The organism is Rahnella sp. 1L-D-7-B-C2, assembly GCF_057290995.1.
The window spans coordinates 153635-173858 of sequence record NZ_JBXAVQ010000006.1 but is presented as its reverse complement, the minus strand read 5'-3'; the positions used below and the strand labels follow the sequence as shown (position 1 = coordinate 173858).

Genomic DNA, 20224 nt, shown 5'->3' with positions numbered 1-20224 from the left:
TTCCTTTTGAATCACCATGAAGGCTGGCGGCTATCGTTGGATATTCCGCCAGCCAGCACATCTTCTTACTGCGAATTATTTGTAGAGGTTTCCACTTTTTTCCTAACTCATTCGTGTTGCTGGAAGGCGGCAACCGGCCAAGTCCCCGGGAGCATACATCAGTACGTGACCGGGGCGAGACCGGGCAGCCAACGCACCAGCGGCGCGAAGGAGGACGGAAAAATTTACCACCAGATTTCCATCTGGGCACCGAATGTCACTTCATCGTCATTACCACGGCTGAAAGTACGGGTGCTGGTGTCATTCATCGCTAAACCATTACTTGCGCCGCTGTCGGTGTCATAGCCCCATTTCTCATCCCAGTTTGCATAGGTGGCGAACACACGGATAGCCGGACGTGACCAGATGCTGTCGCCTGCCTGCCACTGTTGTGCCAGAGTCACTTTGTACTGACCGTTGGTCTCGCTGGTGCGCTGAGATTTCACGTTGTCGTAGCCGACTTCCAGCAAGGTGCTCATGATTGGCGTCCATTTGTACATCGGACGCACACCCACGGTGTACCAGGTCGCACCGTTGTTGTTATCACGGTCAACGTCCTGATACATCGCCACATACATCAGGCCCCAGGTATCATTGAAGTCAATCGCACCGTGATCCAGAACGCGAACCATGTGGCCGTTGCTGTTGATGTTCCCGCCGTTGGAGTGACCCGTCGCTGCGCCGGTATTCGGATCCGTCATGGAATCCGTTGCGTACTGCAGGACGAATTTGTTGTAGCCGTTGTAGATACTTTGCGTATGTTCTGCAGTCAGCAACACGCCGTCTTTGGCGGAGTTTTTATCCAGTGAATAACCGTCACGCGCATTGGCACGACCGTAATCGACACCCAGTTCCAGCACGCCGCCCGGGTTCAGGTTCAGACCGGCCAGACGCACGTCAAACACGTCGTTTGAGGTCGGGACTTCGTTACGCTGATCGGCGATATACCCGTAGGAACCGCCACTTTCAGTGTTACGGGTCGCCGCCAGAGACAGCTTACCGAAGCCCAGATCCACATCTTCCAGACCGGCACCCGGGCCAGAAATATCCCAGTAATAGAAGTCGATCATGTGAACGTCATGACGTTGGTAGAAACGTTTACCGGCCCAGATGGTGGAGCCTGGCAGCCATTCGATCAGGTTCTTACCTTTCACGTTTGCTTCGCGGAAAGCCGGATCGGTTGACTCCCAGTCGTTCTGCTGTGAAACGGAATACGCGACGTTGGTATCAAAGTAGAAGCTCTTATCCCCTTCTTTCCACACTTCCTGGCCCAGTTTTAACTCGGCATAGGTTTCGCACTCGTTACCCAGACGGTATTTGCTGTCAGCGCCGGTGGCTTTGAAACATTGCTGCTCGCCGCCGCTGCCAGTCCAGCCAATGCCCGAACGGGCATAACCGGTGAAATCCACTGCCATTGCTTGTGTAGAAAGGATGCCAGCAGCCACTGCCAGCGCCAGGGAAGAACTACGCATTGTGATCATCATTTTCTCCTGTAGGGGATCGCGTGCTTTCAAACACCAGGTTCGGGGTGTAACCGGCGACAGGCTGTTCCATCCTCGTGGAACAGGTGGCAGCGGTGTGGCGGCAAACCGATGGCGAATGTTGCACCTTCTTCTACCAGCACCACGTCGTTCTGGCGGTACACCAGGTTTTGACGAATTGCCGGAATTTGGATGTGAATCTGTGTTTCGTTGCCCAACTGCTCAACAACCTGTACCTCGCCGGAGAGCGTCACTTCGGCGACGTCGCTTGGCAAAAGGTGTTCCGGGCGGATCCCCAGTGACAGATTGCTGCCGACTTTCACGTTGCCGCCTTCCACCGGCAGCCAGACCTGCTGGCGGTTTGGCAATTCGACCTGCACGCGTGAAGCTTCGGCACCGGTGACTTTCACCGGCAGGAAATTCATTTTGGGTGAGCCGATAAAACCGGCGACAAAGCGGTTGGCGGGATAGTGATACAACTCGAGCGGCTTACCGACCTGCGCGATATGTCCGGCGTCGAGCACCACGATTTTATCGGCCAGCGTCATCGCTTCGACCTGATCGTGGGTCACGTAAATCATGGTGCGTTTCAGGCGCTTATGCAGACGTGATATTTCGATACGCATCTGTACACGCAGCGCGGCATCTAAGTTTGACAGCGGTTCATCGAGCAGGAACACCGTCGGTTCGGCAACCAGCGTACGGCCAATCGCCACGCGCTGACGCTGTCCGCCAGAAAGCGCTTTCGGACGTCGGTCCAGCAGATGCGCCAGCTGCAACACCTCAGAAACCTGATTCACGCGCTGATTGATTTCGGCTTTCTTCGCGCCGGCCAGCTTCAGGCCGAACGACATATTTTCTGCCACGGAAAGATGTGGGTACAGCGCATAAGACTGGAACACCATGCCAATACCGCGTTCCGCGGGCGGCACTTCATTCATACGTTTATCGCCAATCTTCAGCTCACCGGAAGTGATGTCTTCCAGGCCGGCAATCATGCGCAGCAGCGTCGATTTACCGCAGCCCGACGGGCCGACAAACACCACGAATTCGCCTTCGTCGATGTCCAGGTTGATGTCACTGGAAATCACGGTGTCGCCAAAGGCTTTGTACACGCTGTTAAGGGAAACGCTCGCCATCCTGAACTCCTGTACTTGCTGCCAGCGATGAAACTCAATGCAACGAAGAGTGAAGGATTAGCGGTAAAGCGTAATCATCCGTAACAAAGTTTTTCATGGGGGAGGAGCAAGGAGGATGACCGGTTCGCGCAACCGGATGAAAGTTCACATCAAAAATCAAATTCGTGATCTGAATGGCAAAAATCGAACCATATTTTTGAGTGATGAACCACATAACGCCTGAGAGTGTCGGTGGGATCACACTCTGAGAGGCGGGGGCGTAGAGGGGGGGATGATGAAGCCCCGGCGGGTTGAATCCACACTGGCGTCGTACCCTGTCTTTTCCGTCTATGACGTTTGAAAAACCGACTCCCTACAGGAATAAAAAGGATTGGATTATGACCCTCAGCATTAAGGCTCCTTTCATCAAAAAAGTCGTGAAACACACACTGGCACTTTCAGCGCTGGCTACGCTGGTGCTGTCATCTTCCGCTTTTGCCAAAATAGAAGAAGGAAAGCTGGTCATTTGGATCAACGGTGACAAAGGCTATAACGGCCTGGCGGAAGTCGGTAAGAAATTCGAAAAAGACACCGGCATTAAAGTCACGGTAGAACATCCGGACAAGCTGGAAGAGAAATACCCTCAGGTTGCAGCCACCGGCGGCGGCCCTGACATCATCTTCTGGGCACACGACCGTTTTGGCGGCTACGCACAGTCCGGTCTGCTGGCTGAAATCAGCCCGGATCAGACCTTCAAAGACAAACTGTTCCCGTTCACCTGGGACGCCGTGACCTTTAACGGCAAGCTTATCGGTTACCCGGTCGCTGTCGAAGCGCTGTCGCTGATTTACAACAAAGACATCATTAAAGAAGCACCAAAAACCTGGGAAGAAATCCCGGCGCTGGACAAGGAACTGCGTGCTAAAGGCAAAAGCGCCATCATGTGGAACCTGCAGGAACCGTACTTCACCTGGCCAATCATCGCCGCTGACGGCGGTTATGCCTTCAAGTTTGAAAACGGCAAATACAACATTAAAGACACCGGCGTGAACAACGCGGGTTCGCAGGCAGGCCTGCAATTCATCATCGATTTGGTGAAGAACAAGCACATCAACGCCGACACCGACTACTCCATCGCCGAAGCCGCTTTCAACAAAGGCCAGACCGCGATGACCATCGACGGCCCGTGGGCGTGGTCAAACCTCGACAAGAGCAAAATCAACTACGGCGTGACGCTGCTGCCGACCTTCCATGGCAAACCGTCTAAACCGTTCGTCGGCGTGCTGACTGCCGGGATTAACGCCGCCAGCCCGAACAAAGAACTGGCGAAAGAGTTCCTCGAAAACTACCTGATCACCAACGACGGTCTGGCGGTGGTGAATAAAGACAAACCACTGGGTGCAGTGGCGCTGAAGTCCTACCAGGAGCAACTGGAAAAAGACCCACGCATCGCCGCCACCATGGCGAACTCCAAGAACGGCGAAATCATGCCTAACATCCCGCAGATGAGTGCCTTCTGGTACGCCGAACGTAGCGCAATCATCAACGCAGTGAATGGCCGTCAGACCGTTCCGCAAGCGCTGAAAGATGTAGAAACACGCATTACCAAGTAATGATTGTGATGTCGTTAATGAAGTTAAGGTAATGAAATAAACGGTGCGGCCTGATGAAGTCCGCACCGTTACTAAAAGGATTTCCCTATGCCAGTAGCCAAAAAACGACCGCTCGGCAACGCGTTAAAATGGCTGGCCATCGGCCTGCTCGCCTGCTTATCCGGTTACCTGATCGTGCTGATGTATGCGCAGGGTGAATACCTCTTTGCCGTTCTGGCGCTGATCCTCTCCAGCCTCGGCCTCTTTATTTATGGCAACCGCCGTGCCTATTCCTGGCGCTACGTCTATCCCGGCCTGGCGGGCATGTCTTTATTTGTGCTGTTCCCGCTGGTGTGTACCATCGCGATTGCCTTTACTAACTACAGCAGCACCAACCAGCTGACTTTCGAACGTGCGCAGTCGGTATTGATGGGCCGCGAATTTCAGGGCGGAAAAGCACTGAATTTTGCACTCTTCCCTGTGGGTGAAAAATGGCAGCTGGCACTGACGTCCGCAGAAAGCAGCGAAACGCTGGTATCTCCGCCGTTTGCCTTCGACGCCTCCGCGCCACAAACGCTGGAAATGACGCCGCAGCCCGTTCCCGCCGGGGATAAAGCCGGGCTGCGCGTGGTGACGCAAAACCGTCTGGCGCTCGGCCAGCTCGCCGCCAAACTGCCCGACGGCGAAACCCTGCGCATGAGTTCCCTGCGCCAGTTCTCCGGCACCCAGCCGCTGTATAAACGGGCTGACGATGGTAAACAGCTGACCAACGTACAAACCGGCATGCTTTATCGCCCGAACATGGATACCGGCTTCTATCAGGCGGTGAACGCACAAGGTGAATGGCAGGCTGAAAAACTCAGCCCCGGATTTACCGTTGGCATCGGCTGGCAAAATTTCCTGCGCGTCTTCCATGATGAAGGTATTCAGAAACCCTTCCTGTCGATCTTTGTCTGGACGATTGTTTTCGCCCTGCTGACCGTGGTGCTGACCGTTGCCGTCGGCATGGTGCTGGCGTGCGTAGTGCAGTGGGAGGAGCTGAAAGGCAAAGCGGCATACCGCATCCTGCTGATCCTGCCCTATGCGGTACCGGCCTTTATTTCGATTCTGATTTTCAAGGGCCTGTTCAACCAGAGCTTCGGTGAAATCAACCTGATGCTCAGCGCACTGTTTGGCATCAAACCCGCATGGTTCAGCGATCCGTGGACCGCCAAAAGTATGATCATCATCGTCAACACCTGGCTGGGTTATCCGTACATGATGATCCTGTGCATGGGGCTGCTGAAGGCCATTCCGGACGATCTGTACGAAGCCTCAGCAATGGACGGCGCGACGCCGATGCAGAACTTCTTCCGCATCACGCTGCCTTTGCTCATCAAACCGCTGACGCCGCTGATGATCGCCAGCTTCGCCTTCAACTTTAATAACTTCGTGCTCATCCAGCTGCTGACCAACGGCGGCCCGGACATGCTCGGCACCACCACACCGGCCGGACATACCGATTTGCTGGTCAGTTACACCTATCGCATCGCCTTTGAAGGCGGCGGCGGGCAGGACTTCGGGCTGGCGGCAGCGATTGCCACGCTCATCTTCCTGTTAGTTGGCGCGCTGGCTATCGTGAATCTGAAAGCTTCACGTATGAAATTCGACTGAGGAGCAACACACAATGCCAATGGTTAAACCTAAGTCGCAAAAAGTCAGATTGCTGGTGACGCACCTGTTACTGCTGTGCTTTCTGGCGCTGATCCTGTTCCCGCTGCTGATGGTGTTTGCCATCTCGCTGCGTCCCGGTAACTTCGCCACCGGCAGCCTGATCCCGGATCAAGTGTCGTGGGATCACTGGAAACTGGCGCTGGGGATCGCCGTCACCAACAGCGACGGCAGCATCACGCCGCCGCCATTCCCGGTGATGCTGTGGTTGTGGAACTCGATCAAAATCGCCGCGATCACCGCCGTCGGGATCGTCGCCCTTTCCACCACCTGCGCCTACGCCTTTGCCCGCATGAAGTTCCGTGGCAAAAGCTCACTGCTTAAGGGGATGCTGATCTTCCAGATGTTCCCGGCGGTGCTGTCGCTGGTGGCGTTATACGCCCTCTTCGACCGCCTTGGCGTGTACGTGCCGTTCCTCGGGCTGAACACCCACGGCGGTGTGATTTTCGCCTATATGGGCGGCATCGCGCTGCATGTGTGGACGATCAAAGGCTACTTCGAAACCATCGACAGTTCGCTGGAAGAAGCCGCTGCGCTGGACGGCGCCAGCCCGTGGCAGGCTTTCCGGCTGGTGCTCCTGCCGCTGTCGGTGCCGATTCTGGCGGTCGTCTTCATTCTGTCGTTTATCGCTGCAATAACGGAAGTCCCGGTCGCCTCACTGCTGCTGCGTGATGTGAACAGCTACACCCTGGCGGTCGGCATGCAGCAATACCTCAACCCGCAGAACTACCTGTGGGGCGATTTCGCGGCGGCAGCGATTCTGTCCGCCATACCGATTACGGCGGTCTTCCTGATTGCTCAACGCTGGCTGGTCGGCGGCCTGACGGCGGGGGGAGTGAAAGGGTAACTGATGTAAAAGCTAATGCGCTTAATCCCAGCAATGGGTGTTCTACTTGTTTGATTCCCTGTGTCTTGGGCGGCTTAATAAGCCGCCTTTTTTTTATCCGGTGAGCCATGCATTCTGAAATTTTCAGTGAGGGAGGCGTTGGCAACTGCCATCACGGAGCACTGGAGTCATTCGACAGCACAGCGTACACCGGGTGGGTTATCCCTTTATCCATAAACCTTACGGCATCCTTTATGCTTCCTCTACAAAGCAACATATCCCAACCTTTCGCGCATAAAAAAGGGGCTCTGTCTTCTGACAGAGCCCCTTCTCTCACTGACTTTATCAACCTCAGCTCACTGACACTTTCCTGCGGCGTTTATCGAGGTCTTTAATCAGCTTATTCACCTGCTCGTCGGCGAACATTTCTTCCAGCGTGTGAGAAAGCTTACGTCGCCAGTTTGGGAATTCGTCACTGGTGCCGGGAACGTTGACCGGCGCGTCCATGTCGAGCCAGTCTTCCGGTTGCAGGCCGAGCAACGCACAGGCGCTGTCGGCGACGTAACGTTGCAGGCCACGGTTGAGCACCGGCGTCATTTCCATCAGCGCCGCCTTGCGTCCGGTTTTCTTCGGAATGCAGTCGTAGTGATGCAAACCGTCGAGCAGACCTTGTCGCGCCCGCGCACGGTCGGCGTACAGCTCCTGTAAAACCTCTTCGTCACGGTACAGGCCAAGGGTTTTGCCGAGCGCCAGATCGTCGCTTTGCCAGTAGCCGCGCAACGTGGGGAGATCGTGTGTGGTGATGGTCGCCATCGCCTGAACCGGATACGACTGCGGCGCGCGGAAGTTATTTTCCTCATCGCGCTCGAAATACAGCACTTTGTAAGAATAGACGCCGCCCTCGCGCAGCTTGCTGACGATTTCCACTGGCACGGTACCCAGATCTTCGCCGATCACCATGCAGCGATGACGCTGACTTTCCAGCGCCAGGATCGCCAGCAGATCGTCCACCGGATATTGCACGTAAGCGCCTTTATCCGCCGTTTCTCCCGCAGGGATCCACCACAGACGCAACAGCGCCATCACGTGATCGATACGCAGCGCGCCGCAGCTGGTCATGTTGGAACGCAGAAGATCGATAAACGGCTGATAACCGCGTCTGATCATCACATGAGGATCCATCGGGCGCAGATCCCAGTTCTGACCAAGCGGACCGAGGATATCCGGCGGCGCACCGACCGAGGCTTTCAGGCAATACAGCTCGCCGTCACCCCAGGTTTCAGAACCGCCCCCGACCACGCCGACCGCCAGATCGCGGTACAGCCCCATCGGCATGTCCTGCTGCTGGCTGGTGTGATAGCAACGCGAAAACTGCGTTTCTGCCAGCCATTGCAGCCACAGATAAAATTCCACGTCTTGCGCATGTTGCTCGCAGAATGCCCGAACCGCCGGGCCTCGCGCATCGTGATATTTTTCCGGCCAGCGGTTCCAGCCGAGCGCCACATCGGTTTCTTTCGCCAGATGTTCATACAGTGCATCGAACGCCGCCTGTAAATACAGGCTTTCGCCGCCCTGCTTCACAAAATTCGCCAGGGATTTGACCTGCGCATCCTGCGGCTTACGGCCCAGGAAATGGGCGTAGGCGAGGCGTAAACCTTCCAGTTTGAGCGGCATCACTTCGGCGTAATCCACCCAGTCACTGGCGCGTGCCGCCTGCAAACGCTGCTGCGTCACCGGCCGGTGCCACCAAATCTGTGCTTCTTCACTTCGCTTAAAATCATCCACCGCAGCAACGTCGATATAAATGACGTTTAGCCAGCGGCGTGAAGACGGGCTGTAAGGACTGGCTGCCACCGGATTGGCCGGATAGAGCGCGTGGATAGGATTGAGGCCGACAAACGCCCCGCCGCGTTCGGCGACATTTTTCAGTAATACGTTGAGATCGCTGAAATCGCCGATGCCCCAGTTATTCTCCGAGCGCAGCGTATAGAGCTGCACGCAGGCGCCCCAGAGTTTTTTACCGGCCAGCAGCGCGTCCGGCTCGTAGCAGCGTTTCGGCGCGACAATTACCCGGCAATCCCACTGCTGCGCGTCCTGCGTCAGCGTCAGCTGGTGATAACCGGTGGGAATTTTCCCCGGCAGCGCCAGCGTCATTTTACCGCTGACGCGCCCCTGTGTGGTTCCGCCATTTTCCAGCCGCAGCGTCCAGCCATATTCGCCGTCACCGCCGACCGGCAGTGCCAGACGGCTGCCGGTAACGAACACTTTAACAGCCGGTACCGGCGTGTTGACCGGGCGCGATTGCGCCACCCAGCCCATCGCCGATAACAGCTCACGTTTAGTTTCCGCCGCGATGGCCTGCTGTTTGCCGTGCGCATTAATAAAACCAGAGGAAATCCCCGCCTCCCTGGCGGCCTGCTCCAGTGCTTTATTTTCCATGGGGGCTCCTTAACGTTTCGCCTGCCAGATCCGCTGCTGATAATCACGGATCGAACGGTCGGAACTGAACATCCCGACGCGGGCAGTGTTGAGAATGGTTTTACGCGTCCACTCCTGCTGATCGCGATACAGGGCATCGATTTTCTGCTGTGCGGCGCAGTAATCCGCGAAGTCCGCCAGCACCAGATAAGGATCGCCGCCATCCAGCAAACTGTCCAACATCAGGCTGAATGCCTGCTTGTCGCCATGACTGAAGAAGCCGCTTTCCAGCTCTTTGAGGATCTTATCCAGATGCTTGTCTTTCTTACGCAGTTTGAGCGGATCGTAGCCTTTAGCCAGCAACGCTTTGACCTGATCGACGGTATTGCCAAAGATAAAGATATTGTCCTCGCCGACCTGTTCGGCGATCTCGACGTTCGCGCCGTCGAGCGTGCCGACGGTCAGCGCGCCGTTAAGCGCCAGCTTCATGTTGCCGGTGCCGGACGCCTCTTTACCGGCGGTGGAAATTTGCTCGGAAACATCCGCTGCCGGGATCATCAGTTCAGCCACTGACACGCGGTAATCCGGAATAAACACCACTTTCAGGCGATCGCGCACCAGCGGATCGTTATTTACTTTTTCAGCGACCTGATTGATGGCATAGATAATATTTTTCGCCAGATAATAGCCGGGTGCCGCTTTCGCGCCGAACAGGAACACACGCGGCACTATGTCCATTTCCGGGTTATCGCGCAACTGACTGTAAAGCGACAGAATATGCAGCAGATTCAGATGCTGACGTTTGTATTCGTGCAGGCGTTTGATCTGCACATCGAAAATCGCATCCGGGTTCAGCGTCAGGCCCATTGTGTGCTGAACATAGTCCGCCAGTTTGATTTTGTTCTCGCGCTTAATCGCCTGATAACGCTGACAGAATTTCTTATCGTCGGCGTAGCTTTCCAGCCCTTTTAGCGCATCAAGATCGTTCACCCATTCAGTTTTCAGCGTCTCGTCGATAAGCGATGACAGTGCCGGATTGCACTGTTTCAGCCAGCGGCGCGGCGTGATGCCGTTGGTGACGTTATGGAATTTGTTTGGCCACAGCAGGTGATATTCCGGGAACAGATCTTTGACCACCAGCTCGGAGTGCAGCGCCGCGACGCCGTTCACCGCAAAGCCGCTGACCACGCACAGGTTCGCCATACGCACCTGTTTGTTCTGATGGACGGAAAGTTTTTCCCACACCGCTTTGTCGCCCGGCCACTGTTTTTCGACGACTTTTTTGAAGCGAGCGTTGATCGCTTTGATCAGTGAGAAGTGGCGCGGCAACAGGCTGCGAACCAGCTTTTCATCCCAGCACTCCAGCGCTTCCGGCATCAGCGTGTGGTTGGTGTAAGCGAAAGTCTGGCTGGTGATCGCCCACGCGGCGTCCCAGTCGAGCTGATGCTCGTCGATCAGAATGCGCAGCAGCTCCGGGATGGCGATGGTCGGATGGGTATCGTTGAGCTGGATCACTTCGAACTTCGGCAGATCCTGAATTTTTCGGCCAAGGAAATGGTGGCGGCGCAGAATATCCGCGACCGAACAGGCGCACTGGAAATACTGCTGCATCAGGCGCAGGCGTTTTCCGGCCTCATGATTGTCGTTCGGATAGAGCACTTTCGTGAGCTTCGCGGCATCAATGCCTTTCTGCTCGGCCTTGAGGAATTCACCGTCGTTAAATAACGTCAGATCAAACGGATGCACGTCGGTCGCCTGCCATAAACGCAGCGGCTGAGTGACGCCATTTTTATAACCGACCACCGGCAGATCCCAGGCTTCGCCACGCAGGGTGAACGCTGGCTGCCAGTGTTCCGCGCCCGTATCGTTCTTCGTCAGCTTGCCGCCAAACGCCACGTCGACCGACAGCGAGCTGTTGTGGCTGAACCACGGATAGCTTTCGCGATGCCAGTTGTCCGGCGCTTCCTGCTGCTTGCCTTCGCTGAACGACTGACGGAACAGGCCGTACTGATAATTCAGACCATAACCGGTCGCCGGTTGTCCGACGGTCGCCATCGAATCAAGGAAACAGGCTGCCAGGCGCCCAAGACCGCCGTTGCCCAGTGCCGGGTCGGTTTCCTGCTCCAGCACATCCGCCAGCGCTACGCCCTGCTCTTTAAGCGCCTGCTGCACGGTGTCATACCAGCCGAGATTGATCAGGTTATTGGCGGTCAGCCGGCCAATCAGAAACTCCATCGAAATATAGTTAACGTGGCGCTGTGGCGTTTTCTCCGCCACCGGCGCAGGCTGCGCGCTCAGCTGTTCTGAGAGTGCGGCACTGGTCGCCTGCCACCACTGATGTGGCGTCATGTCCTGCGCCTGCTGCAAACCAAATCCCTGCCACTGGCGTTTTAGTGCGGCCAAAAATTGTGTCTTATCCAAAGTCACCTGCATCACATGCCTCTTTATATTCGGGAATTTGTAGGGAAGTACAATATTGATAATCACTATGCTGACGCTTGTGTCTGTGAGCAGCATCATCCCGCCAAAGATTAGACAGGGAGGAGAAACGGGGCGTAGCCGGAGGAGACGGGCTCTCAGGGTAGACGTACGAAAACTCTCATTGAAATTTGTGATACAGAGCAACTTAACGGCATGTAAAAACGTAACATTCTTGCAATCAATGTTTCAAAGGAGGACTTTAGAAAAAGTGATTAATTACGCGCTGTGAAATAATTAAACCGCCCTCTGCTTACCGTCAAAAGAATCGAAAAAAATGCTGATCCCGTCAAAACTCAGCCGCCCGGTGCGGCAGCAAAACACAGTAGTTCGCGATCGTTTGCTGACGAAGCTCGCGACTGCGCCTAATTACCGTCTTACGCTGGTCGCCAGTCCGGCGGGCTACGGCAAGACGACGCTGGTGGCGCACTGGGCGGCGGGGAAAAGCGATCTGGGCTGGTATTCTCTTGATGAAAGCGACAACCAGCCGGAGCGTTTTGCCAGCTATCTGATTGCTGCCGTACAGCAGGCCTGCGGCGGCCACTGCGTAAAAAGTGAGGGGCTGAGCCAGAAGCATCAGTACGCCAGTTTGTCCGCGCTGTTCGGGCAACTGTTTGTTGAGCTTTCCGACTGGCACCGCCCGCTGTTGCTGGTGATTGACGACTACCATCTGATTTCTAACGACGCCATCCATGAAGGCATGCGTTTTTTCCTGCGTCATCAGCCGGAAAATATTTCGCTGGTGGTGCTCTCACGCACCCTGCCGCCGCTGGGCATCGCCAATCTCCGCGTGCGCGATCAGTTGCTCGAGCTCAATGCCTCGCACCTGGCCTTTACCCACCCAGAAACGCAGCAGTTTTTCGACAACCGTCTGAAAGACCCGATCGATCATGCCGACAGCAGCCGTTTGTGTGACGACGTCGCCGGATGGGCCACCGCACTGCAGCTGATCGCGCTCTCAGCGCGCCAGTCCACCACCTCGACACAGCAATCTACTCAGCAATCGGCGCGTAAACTCGCCGGGCTCAATGCCAGCCATCTGTCGGAATATCTGGTGGATGAAGTACTGGATCGCGTGGATGCCCCGACCCGTGATTTTCTGCTGCGCTGTTCATTACTGCGTTCGATGAATGATGCGCTGATCGTGCGTCTGACCGGCGGCGAAAACGGTCAGCAACGTCTTGAAGAATTAGAGCGTCAGGGATTATTCATCCACAGAATGGATGACACCGGCGAATGGTTTAACTTCCACCCGTTATTCGCGACTTTCCTGCGCCAGCGTTGCCAGTGGGAACTGGCAGCACAACTGCCGGAAATTCACCGCGCCGCCGCTGAAGGCTGGCTGGCACAGGGCTTCCCGGCGGAGGCGATTCATCACGCACTGGGCGCAGAAGATATTGATTTATTGCGCGATATTCTGTTGCAGCACGCCTGGGCGCTGTTTAATCAAAGCGAGCTGGCGTTGCTGGAAGAGTGTCTGAACGCGCTGCCGTACGAACGCCTGATACAGAATCCTAAACTGGTACTGTTGCAGGCATGGCTGGCACAGAGTCAGCATCGCTATGCCGAAGTCGAAGCCCTGCTGGTGCGCGCTGAAAGCGAGATGCAGCAGCGCAATATCGTGATGGAACAGGATATGACCGCCGAATTTGATGCCCTGCGTGCGCAGGTGGCGATCAATGATGGTCGTCAGGATGAAGCGGAAAAGCTGGCCGCCGACGCCTTGCGTTTCCTGCCGTATGAAAGCTATTACAGCCGCATCGTCGCCACCTCGGTGACCGGCGAAATTCAGCACTGCAAAGGCGATTTAACCCGTGCGCTGCCGCTGATGCAGCAAACGGAACAGATCGCACGGCGCTACGAAGCCTATCACTATGCCTTATGGGCGTTGCTGCAACAGAGCGAAATCCTGATTGCACAGGGTTTTTTGCAGGCCGCCTACGAGATGCAGGATCGCGCGTTTGAACTGGTGCGCGAGCAGCATCTTGAACAGTTACCGATGCATGAATTCCTGCTGCGCCTGCGCTCACAGCTGCTGTGGTCGTGGTCACGCCTTGACGATGCCGAAGACGCCGCGCGGAAAGGCCTCGACGTGCTGACCAATTTCCAGCCGCAGCAGCAATTGCAGTGCCTGGCGATGCTGGCGAAATGCTCGCTGGCGCGCGGTCAGCTCGATAATGCCCATCACCATTTACAGCGCTGTGAAACCCTGCTGAAAACTGGCCAGTATCATATCGACTGGCTGACTAATACCGACAAACCTCGCGTGATTTACTGGCAGATGATTGGTGATAAAGCCGCCGCCCGCCAGTGGCTGCAACAGGCGCGAAAACCGGACATGGCGGACAACCATTTCCAGCAAGGACAGTGGCGCAATATTGCCCGCATGCAGATTCTGCTGGAGAAATTTGACGAAGCCGAAGTGGTGCTCGACGAGCTCAATCAGAACGCACGCCAGCTGCGCCTGACCAGCGATCTGAACCGCAATCTGCTGCTGAGCAATCTGCTTTACTGGCACACAGGCCGTAAGAACGATGCGCAACGCGTGCTGATTGAAGCACTGGGGCTGGCGAACCGCACCGGCTTTGTCAGCCATTTCGTCATCGAGGGTGAAATGATGGCGCAACAGCTGCGTCAGCTGATTCAGCTCAATCTGTTGCCAGAATTGGAACAGCGTCGCGCGCAGCAGATTTTGCGCGAAATTAACCAGCATCACCGCCACAAGTTTGCGCATTTCGACGAAGGTTTTGTGAATAAACTGCTGACGCATCCGCAGGTGCCGGAACTTATCCGCACCAGCCCGCTGACCCAGCGCGAGTGGCAGGTGCTCGGCCTGATTTATTCCGGCTATAGCAACGATCAGATAGCCGGTGAGCTGGACGTCGCCTCAACCACCATCAAAACGCATATCCGTAATTTGTATCAAAAACTTGGCGTTGCGCACCGGCAGGAAGCGGTCCAGCAGGCCCAGCATCTGTTGCAGGTCATGGGCTACGGCGCGTAATCCTTTCGTAAATGCAGTTTTTTGATAACGCATGGCCATGAATTGGCGGTGCGTTATACATAAAACGTATTAGCGAACAATTTCTGCTCATTCCCTCTGCTCATAAATAAAATCCGATGATATAATGTGACTCAAGTCACACTATTCAACTTAATTAATACCTCGATAAGCCCATTGCCCTCCTGTTTTTGCAGCCGTTACGGCTGATGTTGGCGTCGCGCAACCGGCTGTAGTGAGTAAGGATTTTATCTATGGGTACATTAACCGCTGGCATCGTCATGATGCGCTGGGAATTACTGAGCGCTTTTCTGATGTTCTGCACCAGCCAGCTCAATATCGTTTGCCGCCAGTCGAGCCGCAATACGATGGCTTTCGTTTGTAGTGGTCTCGGCCTGACCGTGACCTGTTTCTTTGTCATGAGCCTGATGGGCATGACCTACAACGCCGCCGCCATCGCGCAATTCTGGTCAATGACCAAAGATGTGTTCTTCGACGTGATGAGCAAAACACCGACGGATATGCCTTTCTACTATTAATCCCATTTTCGATTAATCCCGTTTTTACCCGCTTTCTTGCCGGGCAGAACATCGCTTTCTGCCCGGTTTATCCTGCAAAAAATATTCCTCACACGCTATTTAGTTGCTCAATCTGATGACAATCCGTCACCTAATCCTAATTGTTTCAAATTGCGCGGTATATCGAACCTCTTTTTGTAGCCATCTGCCCGATTACCTGTAAATTGCGATCTGTCTCCACGGGTTAAAGATAATGTGCAGACTGATAAAACTATTGATTGCTAATAGTTGAACGGTCGTATTAGATTCTCACACTATACTTTTCTTAGAATGATCATTGATTTGTTTGCTTCAGGCTGCTGAATTTTCAATGTTTTGGCATCCCTGTTTATGGCTGAAGGAATTCCGATGAATACGCATCACATGCTTGGCGCGTTTGTGTTACTGGTAAGCTCTGCTTCTACACTGGCGGTTGAAACGGCGGGTATCCCCCAAAATCAGGTCAAAGAACGCAATGCGTTCATTGCCGATCTGATGAAAAAAATGACCCTCGATGAAAAAATTGGGCAGTTGAATCTGGTGACCGTCGGAACAGATTATCCGAAAGAAGCCATCATGGCAGATATCCGCGCGGGCAAAGTCGGTGGCGTGTTTAACACCGTCACCAAACCCGATATCCGTCGACTTCAGGATGAAGTGAAAAACAGCCGCCTGAAGATCCCCCCTTTTTATGCCTATGATGTCGTTCACGGCCAGCGCACGATTTTTCCGATTAGCCTCGGCCTTGCCGCCAGCTGGGATATGAGCGCCGTCGCCACCAGCGCCCGAATTTCTGCCAAAGAGACCGCCGCCGATGGTCTGAATATGACCTTCTCGCCGATGGTGGATGTCACCCGTGACCCGCGCTGGGGTCGCGTTTCCGAAGGCTTCGGTGAAGACACCTATCTGACGTCGCGCCTGGCACATGAGATGGTCACCGGCTATCAGGGTAAAGACCCGTCAGGGCCAGACGCCGTGATGGCCAACGTCAAACACTACGCGCTGTATGGCGCTGTCGAAGGCGGCCGCGAATACAACACCGTGGACATGAGCCTGACCCGCATGTTCAACGACTATATGCCACCGTACAAAGCCGCAGTGGATGCGGGCGCGGGCGGCGTGATGATTGCGCTTAACAGCGTCAACGGCGTGCCGGCAACTTCCAATACCTGGCTGCTCAAAGACATTCTGCGCGACGACTGGCAATTCAAAGGGCTGACCGTCAGCGATCACGGCGCGATTGGCGGCCTGGTCAAACACGGGGTGGCAGAAGACGATCGTCAGGCAGCAGCGATGGCGCTGAAAGCCGGTGTCGATATGGATATGGCCGACAATATGTACGGTAAGTATCTGAAAGGATTACTCGCCGACGGGCTGGTCAGCCAGAATGACATCGACCGTGCCGTGCGTGACGTGCTCGCTGCCAAATGGGACATGGGCCTGTTTGTCGATGAGTACCGTCATTTAGGCCCGGCCTCCAGCGATCCGGCGGATACCAATGCCGAAAGTCGTCTGCATCGCACCGAAGCACGTGAAGTGGCACGGACCTCGCTGGTACTGCTGAAAAACAGCAATCAGACCCTGCCGTTGCAGAAATCAGGCACCATCGCGGTGATCGGCCCGCTGGCTGACAGCAAACGTGATGTAATGGGTAGCTGGTCGGCGGCGGGTAAAGCCGCGCAGGCCGTGACCGTCCTGCAAGGCATGAAAGATGTGCTCGGTGACAAAGGCAACGTGCTGTATGCACGCGGCGCGAACGTCACTGACGATCAGGCGATGGTAGATTTCCTCAACTCTTACGACAAACAGGTCATCAACGACACGCGTAAACCGCAGGATATGATTGACGAAGCGGTGAAAACGGCCGAGAAATCAGACGTTGTCGTCGCCGTCGTTGGTGAAGCGCAAGGCATGGCGCACGAAGCGTCCAGCCGTTCTGAACTGAACATTCCGCAAAGTCAGCGTGACCTGCTGAAAGCGCTGAAAGCGACCGGCAAACCGCTGGTAATCGTTCTGATGAATGGCCGTCCGCTGACCCTGACGTGGGAAAACGAAATTTCTGACGCGATGCTGGAAACCTGGTTCAGCGGTACAGAAGGCGGCCATGCGATTGCCGACGTATTGTTTGGCGATTACAACCCGTCAGGCAAACTGCCAATGACCTTCCCGCGCGAAGTCGGCCAGATCCCGCTGTACTACAGCTTCCTTAATACCGGCCGTCCGTTTAATCCACAGCATCCGGATAAATACACTACCCGATATTTCGATATCACCAATGGCCCGCTGTTCCCGTTTGGTTATGGCCTGAGTTACACCGACTTCAGCGTCTCTGACGTAAGTCTGTCGGCCACCACCATGGATGCCAAACATCCGCTGACCGCCAGCGTGACGGTGAAAAACACCGGTAAACGCAGCGGAGCGACCATCGTGCAGCTGTATTTGCAGGATGTCACCGCGTCCATCAGCCGTCCGGTGAAACAGCTGAAGAACTTTGAAAAGGTTGAACTGCAACCGGGTGAGGAAAAAGTCGTGACGTTTACTGTCAATGAACCGGATTTGCGTTACTACAACGAGCAGCTGAAATGGGCGTCTGATCCTGGCAAATTCAACGTGTTCATCGGTCTGGATTCGCAGAACGTTAAGCAAACCAGTTTCCTGCTGAAGTAATTTTTCGAAAGTGATTTCCGGGTCAGAACACAGGCCCGGAAATCGGTCAAAAGCCCGTTGAGCACTAACGATGCAAGGCAACCCGCGCCCCGGTGCTCAACGGCAATTTCTGTCCGCAGACTGGATATATAACGGACAGTTGCTAACCTTAATTTCAATGTGTTATGCCCTTTTGCCTTTATCCGCCGGATGCGGAGCGTTGCGAGTGGGCCGAACAGAGTAAGCTCCGTCTGTGCTGACTGTCGCCAGGTTCGCACAAAGCCGGCGTTTTGCGTTCTTTGCGGAGAAACATTCATGGTCGACTCACAAGATGCCTCCATCCTGTACCTGCATTTCGGTACGCCCCGCCCATACTGGCGACTGGGTTCAGACAGCAATGCACTGGAGTTATCTGCTGAGAAAGGCATCGTCAACGTCGCCATCTCCCTGACACAATGGCAGGCAGGAAAGATCCGACAACTGACCGGGATCACCTCAAGTTTCACGCTGGACATTACTCTGTTCGGATCCTCCGTTCGCCTGTATCTGGTGGGCCGCAAAATTGACAGTCAGGTCTGGGCGGGCACCGCATCGGCGTATCAGGACACTGAATCCGTCGCACATGATTTAGAAGTCGGGCTGACATTTGCCGAACAGGTGGTTTCTGAGGCAAATTCGGTGATTGTGATTATCGATCAGGAAGGCAAAATCCACCGTTTCAACCGGCTGAGCGAAGAGTATACCGGCCTGCGCGAAGTCGATGTTATTGGACGCAGCGCCTACGATTTATTCATGTCGATGGAAGAGGGCCTGGCCTCACGCCAGAACATCACCAGCTTCTTTCAGCATCAGCAATCTTATGAGGTAGAACGCTGGATCAACACCGTTAAAGGCCAGCGTCTGTTCCTGTTCCGTAATAAATTCGTCCACAGCGGCAGCGGAAAACAGCAAAAATATCTGATCTGCTCGGGGTCTGATATCACCGACGAACGCAAAGCGCAGGAACGGTTACGCGTTCTCGCCAACACCGATCTGGTTACCGGCTTTGCCAACCGTAATGCGTTGCAGGAATCCCTGGCCACCGCGCTAAAAGACCGGGGTGAGAATAAAGTCGGGCTGATTTATCTTGATCTCGATAATTTCAAAAAAGTGAATGATGCTTACGGGCACATGTTTGGTGACCACCTGCTGCGCGCGGTATCCGATGCCATTCAGGATTGCCTGTCGAGCAACGATAAGCTTGCCCGACTCGGTGGCGATGAATTTATTATTCTCAGCACCCAGGCTGAAATCAAAACGCTGGAAGCACTAAGCCAGCGGGTTTTACAACGTCTGAGCATGCCGTTTCGTATCGGACTTATCGAAGTGTACACCGGCTGTTCCGGTGGGATTGCTATCTGCCCGGAACACGGCATCGACGGTGATACTCTGCTGCAAAACGCCGATACCGCAATGTACGTGGCCAAGGAAAAAGGCAAAAACTCATACTGCGTTTTCTCGCCGGAAATGAATCAGAAAGCCGCCGAATATATGTGGCTGGATACACATTTGCGAAAGGCGCTGGCCGACAAAGATCAGCTGGTGCTGTATTACCAGCCGAAAGTCTCGCTTTACGGGGCGGTCAACAGCGTTGAAGCTCTGCTGCGCTGGCAGTCGCCGGAACGCGGGCTGATTCAGCCGCAAAGCTTTATCCCTTACGCCGAAGAATCCGGGCTGATTACGCCGCTGGGCAAATGGGTGATCGAAACCGCGACGCGTCAGGCAACGGAATGGCAGAAAAAAGGCCTCAATCTGCGGGTGGCGGTGAATCTTTCCGGCCGTCAGCTTAATAACGGCTCCTTTATCACCACGCTCGCCGAAGCGATGAAGACCTCCGGCATGAAGGGCTGCCTGCTGGATTTTGAGTTGACCGAAAGCTGTCTGGTGGAAGATGAAAGTGCCGCCGTGGCGATGATCAATCAGCTTCACAAACTGGGCGCGCAGGTGCATCTGGATGATTTCGGCACCGGGTATTCTTCGCTGTCACAGCTGGCGCGTATACCGCTGGACTGCATCAAGCTTGATCAGAGTTTTGTTCGTGGGATTAATAACGATCCGGTTTCGCAGGCGCTGGTCCGGGCGATTGTGGCGGTGGCTAAAACGTTGCAACTGACGGTCGTGGCGGAAGGCGTGGAAACGGTGGAAGAAGAGAAGCTTATCGATGAAATCGGCGTGGACAGTAAACAGGGCTTTCTTTACGCCAAGCCAATGCCCGCGATTGAGCTGGAGCACTGGCTTGATGATAAAAACGTTGCTTCACCCAATGTGTTTAAACATAAAGCAAAACAGAAATAGCGCCAGTGACGGGCTTTTTCTGTC

The 20224-nt window shown here is 54.9% G+C and carries 11 protein-coding genes; 7 read left to right on the top strand and 4 right to left on the bottom strand.

Going from position 1 to position 20224, the window contains the following annotated elements:
* Positions 1-224: 224 nt before the first annotated feature.
* Complete coding sequence (locus tag AC0Z7K_RS12565) at positions 225-1523, bottom strand: maltoporin (RefSeq protein WP_413530325.1); 1299 nt, start codon at positions 1521-1523, stop codon at positions 225-227.
* Positions 1524-1549: 26 nt separating this feature from the next.
* Positions 1550-2659 carry a maltose/maltodextrin ABC transporter ATP-binding protein MalK gene (gene malK / locus AC0Z7K_RS12560; RefSeq protein ID WP_112164632.1) on the bottom strand — a complete coding sequence of 370 codons (1110 nt, stop codon included), beginning with the start codon at positions 2657-2659 and terminating at the stop codon, positions 1550-1552.
* 377 nt (positions 2660-3036) lie between these two features.
* Here malK and malE point away from each other — a divergent pair, with 377 nt between their 5' ends.
* The 3 genes from malE (at position 3037) to malG (ending at position 6787) form a co-directional block, all read left to right on the top strand.
* Positions 3037-4251, top strand: a complete 1215-nt coding sequence (gene malE, locus AC0Z7K_RS12555) for a maltose/maltodextrin ABC transporter substrate-binding protein MalE (RefSeq protein WP_485614671.1) — start codon at positions 3037-3039, stop codon at positions 4249-4251.
* Positions 4252-4338: 87 nt separating this feature from the next.
* Entirely contained in the window at positions 4339-5883 is a 1545-nt protein-coding gene (gene malF / locus AC0Z7K_RS12550) for a maltose ABC transporter permease MalF (RefSeq protein ID WP_485614669.1), read from the top strand.
* Between the two features lie 13 nt (positions 5884-5896).
* Entirely contained in the window at positions 5897-6787 is an 891-nt protein-coding gene (gene malG, locus AC0Z7K_RS12545; RefSeq protein ID WP_413530313.1) for a maltose ABC transporter permease MalG, read from the top strand.
* 330 nt (positions 6788-7117) lie between these two features.
* Here the strand turns inward: malG and malQ are convergent, their stop codons facing one another.
* Positions 7118-9205 carry a 4-alpha-glucanotransferase gene (gene malQ / locus AC0Z7K_RS12540; protein ID WP_413530312.1) on the bottom strand — a complete coding sequence of 696 codons (2088 nt, stop codon included), beginning with the start codon at positions 9203-9205 and terminating at the stop codon, positions 7118-7120.
* A 9-nt stretch (positions 9206-9214) separates the two neighbouring features.
* A complete protein-coding gene (gene malP, locus AC0Z7K_RS12535) occupies positions 9215-11617 on the bottom strand; it encodes a maltodextrin phosphorylase (RefSeq protein ID WP_485614667.1) in 2403 nt (800 codons plus the stop codon).
* Positions 11618-11939: 322 nt separating this feature from the next.
* On the opposite strand from malP, the gene malT reads away from it, so the two are divergent.
* From malT to pdeR, 4 genes are all read left to right on the top strand, one after another.
* Positions 11940-14666 (top strand): HTH-type transcriptional regulator MalT, encoded by a 2727-nt coding sequence (malT, locus tag AC0Z7K_RS12530; protein ID WP_485614666.1) that lies wholly within the window; start codon positions 11940-11942, stop codon positions 14664-14666.
* Between the two features lie 251 nt (positions 14667-14917).
* Positions 14918-15202, top strand: a complete 285-nt coding sequence (locus AC0Z7K_RS12525) for a YjcB family protein (RefSeq protein WP_112164626.1) — start codon at positions 14918-14920, stop codon at positions 15200-15202.
* A gap of 387 nt (positions 15203-15589) precedes the next feature.
* A complete protein-coding gene (bglX, locus tag AC0Z7K_RS12520; RefSeq protein WP_485614664.1) occupies positions 15590-17887 on the top strand; it encodes a beta-glucosidase BglX in 2298 nt (765 codons plus the stop codon).
* 294 nt (positions 17888-18181) lie between these two features.
* Complete coding sequence (gene pdeR, locus AC0Z7K_RS12515; protein ID WP_485614663.1) at positions 18182-20200, top strand: cyclic di-GMP phosphodiesterase; 2019 nt, start codon at positions 18182-18184, stop codon at positions 20198-20200.
* Positions 20201-20224 lie beyond the last annotated feature (24 nt).